The sequence below is a fragment of the Marinobacter sp. genome, from assembly GCF_035268745.1.
In the GTDB taxonomy this organism is placed as follows: Bacteria; Pseudomonadota; Gammaproteobacteria; order Pseudomonadales; family Oleiphilaceae; genus Marinobacter.
On record NZ_DATFKH010000021.1, the window covers coordinates 1 to 5129 of the forward strand.

The 5129-nt window shown below is 57.2% G+C and carries 4 protein-coding genes; 1 reads left to right on the plus strand and 3 read right to left on the minus strand.

Annotated features, from left to right (window positions below; translation table 11 throughout):
• Positions 1–316 precede the first annotated feature (316 nt).
• From VJ956_RS01195 to VJ956_RS01205, 3 genes are all read right to left on the minus strand, one after another.
• Entirely contained in the window at positions 317–1852 is a 1536-nt protein-coding gene (locus tag VJ956_RS01195; protein WP_324080742.1) for an AbgT family transporter, read from the minus strand.
• Between the two features lie 463 nt (positions 1853–2315).
• Positions 2316–2699, minus strand: coding sequence for a hypothetical protein (locus VJ956_RS01200; RefSeq protein ID WP_324080743.1), 384 nt, complete (start codon positions 2697–2699; stop codon positions 2316–2318).
• Positions 2700–2923: 224 nt separating this feature from the next.
• Positions 2924–3604 (minus strand): hypothetical protein, encoded by a 681-nt coding sequence (locus VJ956_RS01205; RefSeq protein WP_324080745.1) that lies wholly within the window; start codon positions 3602–3604, stop codon positions 2924–2926.
• 722 nt (positions 3605–4326) lie between these two features.
• Between VJ956_RS01205 and VJ956_RS01210 the strand changes: the two genes are divergently transcribed.
• Complete coding sequence (locus VJ956_RS01210) at positions 4327–5070, plus strand: hypothetical protein (RefSeq protein ID WP_324080747.1); 744 nt, start codon at positions 4327–4329, stop codon at positions 5068–5070.
• Positions 5071–5129 lie beyond the last annotated feature (59 nt).

Sequence of the window (5129 nt, forward strand, 5' to 3'; positions counted from 1 at the left end):
CGCGCTCGATCTGGGCCGGGACCGGCTCGCTGAAAACTGGCAGGAAAAGACGCGTTCCGGCCGAGGCAGAGCACGTAGCCACCAGCAGAGCGAGAAAAACGAAGATCGGCTTTCCCGGCCGCGGGGAACGCGCCGGTCTCGCCTGTTTCATCTGCAGACACATCGTCATCAAACGACCTCCTACCAGAGCCACCACCCCTTTCAGTATAGCTGTTTTGCAGACAATCCAATTTATTCTGATCAGGCGCCTCGCGCAAAAGCTCCGTCTCGTCCCCTGCAGGCTTGTTCTAGGGTTTTCCAAAAGCCCAGCGGTTTTCTAGAACCCCAGCGGTATACCCAGGGTGAAAAAGCCGACCAGGAGTGCGGTCCAGACCAATAGGAAAGCAAAAGAATAAGGCAGCATGATCAACAGCATATCGCCGAACCCCATGTTCGGCCTGAACTTTCGCATGAAGGCGAGGATCACGCCGGCATAGGCCATCATCGGCGTAATGATGTTGGTCGAAGAATCAGCCACACGAAAGGCCGCGGCAACTAGATCAGGCGTCATCGCCGGGTTCACGAAATACAGCATGGGTACGAAAATCGGACCCAGCAGCATCCATTTCGAAGTCAGGCCGCCAATGAAGATGTTGATCGCAGCCGTGGTCAAAACGAAGCCGATCAGCAGTAATACCGGGAATTGCTGAAGGCCCAGCCACTGCAGAAACTCGGCACCCAGAAAGGTGATCCAGGTCCCCAGGCCACTGTAGCTCAGCAGGCCGAGAAAATTATAGGTGAAAAAGGTCAGTACCAGGATGTAACCCATGGTATCCATCTGCTTGACCATTGCTTCCACGACGCTCCACAGCTTCGTGAAACGGCCGGACGCGACACCGAAAAAGATTCCCGTGACCGCGAAAAACAGCGAGATCAGCAGGATGATATTGTTCATCCAGGGCGAGACCTCGGTGCCTGATTCGTCCACATAGGTCGCCAACGGCCCAAGAGCCAGGCTAACGACCATGAGAATCGCAATCAGGGTGCCGGGGATCGCGCCGATCAGGCCTCTTCGTTCCTGCGGCGTCAGCTCGAAATCCCCGGGCTTGATATCGTCCGGCACAACGAACTCTCCGCCCTCCAGTTTCGGCTCGACGAAACGCCGGGTGACCCAGTAGCCCGTCAGCGACAGAACAAAGGTGGAGGTGATAATAAAGTAGTAGTGCATTGTCACCGGATTGAGTGCCTCACCGGCCGCATTGCTGAAGGGCACGCCCTGCGCCTCTGCGAACACCCGGGCGTTGAGACCGATGATCGCGTCAATCGGCCCGGGAATAACGTTGGCGCTGAACCCGGCCGACACACCGGCAAAAGCCGCCGCCATACCGATCAGCGGGTTCCGGCCCAGACCGGCATACAGCAAGCCGGCCAGAGGAATAAGCACCAGGTAGCCGGCATCCGTGGCTACCGAGCTCAGAATTCCGATCAATACCAGCAGTAAGGGCAGCAGGCTCTGCGGAATATGCGCCCCGGCGCGCTTGATCAATGCCCCGAAAAGTCCGGAATGTTCGGCAATCCCGACGGCCAGCATTACGACCAGAATTACGCCCAGCACGCCGTTGCCAAATGCGAGCCAGTTGGCCACCAGTGCATTATCGAACAACCAGCGCATATGCTCGGCCTTGTGCATACCGAGAATCTGGTGCTGAACCGGGTCCCCGCCGGCACCCACGGTTTCGAAAGAGTATCCCGACATCAATACGGTCAGCAAATACGCCGCCGGATAGAACGCCATGAAAATGATGACCGGGTCGGGAATGCGCTTGCCGGCGCGTTCCACGAAGCTGGCAAAAGACTGACCAATGGCGGGCATGAGACAAACCAGATTGAATTCAGCGGCGAGTATAGCCAGCACTCAGGCCTGATTTGGGCTTCCGTAACGCCGACTGAGGGCGCCGCGAGGGATAAACCGGCCCTGGAAAAACTGCAGGAAGACATGCGCCCGGCAATCGGTCGCCTGATGCCCTTCGCCGATGAGGCGACGGAAGATCCCGAACGGGCCATCGCCTACGAGACCAGCCCTTCAGAATATGGGTGTCTCCTTTATTCTCTATTAGGCGGGAGCTAACCAAACGCTCCACAAAGATCCCGGATATATGTCAGCAGCCCCATTGTTCGTCGCAACAACCCGAATCCGAAAAACTTCCGACAGCAGGGAGGCAGCGGCGTTCGGTCCGGACAAATCGAAAAAGCCCTAAACAGGCTTGACTCGGGTGAGGCGTCCGTATATGTCCGTGTTTATTCTCTGCCTTTGCGTGTTATGTCTTCATGCACTATCAGTCGGTGACTTTTTCAATTAAAGCCTCTGCATCAAATAAAGCTACCCTCCGATCAACCAGCTCCCCATCACCGTTGAAAAACAACAGGTCGGCTGGGCGGGTCTGATATCGCTCTTTAAAATCATTAGTCGTAGGGTCTCCGGCCCTGACTACTAGGAAATTGGCTTGCGTGCCTACAATTTCTCGCGCTTTGTTCATTTCGGTGGCTTGTTGATTGCTAACCGTCAAGTTGGGGTCATAAACAAAAACCACGGATTTCTGACCATTCCCGATCTTCTCAAGGTTCATATCAATAGGTTCAGGCAGCAACGTAGCACCGACGATAATTAACGTGATGATTGATAATGCTATCCACAAATATTTATTTTTCATAATTTTCATTTAGTTGTTTAAGAACCGATCAGGTCTGGTGTATGGCCTCTTGCAACCAAATCCCCGGCTGCGACCGACAGATCCCTGACGGCTCTTCTGGAGGTGGATGTCCCAGTTTGTTTCTGAAAGGGCGGAGGCGGAGGGACCCTCATCACAGTTGCGAAGCTTTTACCCGGAGATTTTGGGGTCGCGGAGATTTTGGGGTCGCGGAGATTTTGGGGTCGGGTCTTGTTTCATGCATAGTCCTCCCGCCGCCGGGTGGTGTTCGATGCAGACCCCGCGCGCCAGCCGGCCAGGCACGCGGCCAAGCCGAAGATCGCGCCCCCGATGAGCCAGGATGCTGCGGGTTGCGCCGCGATGCTTTCGGTCCACTGATCCCACACATTTGTCTGCCCGAGCGTCAGATAAAGCAGGTGCATGATGGCCACCATGGCCCCGGCCAGTAGCCACGGCCAACCATCGCGTCGGTTTCGCCAGTAGAGCCAGCCGGCCACCAGCAGGGAGGTGAGCACCGCGAGCAGCAGGCAATTCTCGAAGCGATGGAACGTGTCTGGGCCGCGAACGGTCAGTCCCGGCACGATACCGGCATACAACCGCGCGAACATGGGCGGCAGCAAGCCAAGCAGGGTGGATAACATCAGGGCGCTGTGGAGCCGAACCTGACGACGATGTCGGAAGCCCAGAAACAGTAGCACCGGAATAGCGATGATCATCCAGAGATCGGCCGTGAGCAGCGCCTGGCCGAACATGACGTAGAACGGATGATCAACCGCGGCCTTAACCGCTCCCGCGTGGGTGGCGTAGGCAAAGCCGGCAATCAGCAAGGGAGCCAACATGAAGGCAAGCCGACCGGCTGCACGATGCGCCTGACGGTGCCCGTGGTGAATGGTCCAGCTCTGGGCGGCCACCAGCAACAGCCAGGCTGTACCTGTGAGCCCATGCAGATGGTCCGAGCTGGTGGCTGCCCCGAGGACCCCGAAATAACTGGGCCAGAATGCAATAACCGTTAGCGGGAGCATAGCCAGGACAACCCAGTGCGCGTGTCGATATGGCATATGCGATTGGACCATCAGAGTGGTTAGCTAACGCTAAGGCTAGCACAGCGCAGCCGTCGCGGTGAGTGCAGCGGTATCGTCGCCGGCATCTCGATGGGCTTCGACGGGTTGAATTCGCACCGGATCTTGTCTGCGGATCTTGTCTAGGATCTTGTCTAGGATCTTGTCTGGAGGATCTTGTCTGGACACCCACCTCGTAGGAATTTTCCTACCGAAATCCGAGCATTTTTCCGATTGCCCTGCAGGGACCTCCGGCATAGGCTGGACTCAAGTCCACTTCACTGCAGCTCGTGCCTCAAGCCCGGCAAAACCAGATCTCGCTGGATGCGACCAACTCTTACCACTGCATCAGCCGGTGTGTACGCCGCCAGTATCTCTGCGGGCAGGATCCGCTGACAGGCAAGGACTTCTCCCACCGGCGGGACTGGATTCGGGCACGTATATTCGAACTTACTGAGGTTTTCTCGATCCGGATCCTCAGCTACGCAGTAATGAGCAATCATCTCCACGTCGTACTTTGTGTAGATCAGGAGCAGGCCCTGACATGGGATGACCCTGAAGTAGCTCGACGCTGGCTCGCATTGTTCGGCGGCACGCCGCTGGTTCGGAGTTATCTCGCCGGCGAAAAACTTGCCGATGCGCAGCTGAGCGCAGTATCTTCGCTGATACGAAAATACCGAAAGCGGCTTTTCAGCATTTCATGGTTCATGCGGTGCCTGAACGAGCCGATCGCCCGCTGGGCCAACGCCGAAGACAATGTCACCGGCCGCTTCTGGGAAGGCAGATTCAAAAGCCAGGCGTTACTGGACGAGGCTTCGGTGATCGCGGCCATGGCCTACGTCGATCTCAACCCGATCCGAGCGGCAATGGCACACACGCCGGAGGAATCCGACTACACCTCGATCCAGCAGCGGATTCTGGAGCAGGATTCAAAGATCGCCGCAGGGGACAAAGCGGCGCTCAACGAGATCCCAGAGGACCTGCGCACGGCGATTGGCCGCCTGATGCCATTCACTGATGAAGTCCCGGATGATCCGGAACGCGCCATTCCCTATGAAATCCGGGACTACCTCGAACTGGTCGATTGGTCCGGCCGCGCCATTCTCGAAGGCAAGCGCGGTAGCATCCCCGGAAATCTGCCGCCGATCCTGGAACGGCTCAAAATCGACCCCGGCAACTACATCCGCTTCATCAACAGAACCCAGAAGCACCGTTTCCACAGCGTCATTGGCGCAGTCGAGTCAATGCGAAATCTTGCAGGCGACTTCGGCCGAAGCTTCCTGAAAGGCCAGAACGCCGCCGCGGCACTGTTCAGCCCGGGCTAGATCCGTCTTCCCCGCCAGACCACGCTAGATGGCCGTTCGGCCAGTTTCGGCGTGTCCGA

What these genes read in the sequence shown, in the direction of transcription:
- VJ956_RS01195 (WP_324080742.1), bottom strand. Translation starts at nt 1,852, where the DNA reads ATGCCCGCCATTGGTCAGTCTTTTGCCAGCTTCGTGGAACGCGCCGGC.
- VJ956_RS01200 (WP_324080743.1), bottom strand. Translation starts at nt 2,699, where the DNA reads ATGAAAATTATGAAAAATAAATATTTGTGGATAGCATTATCAATCATC.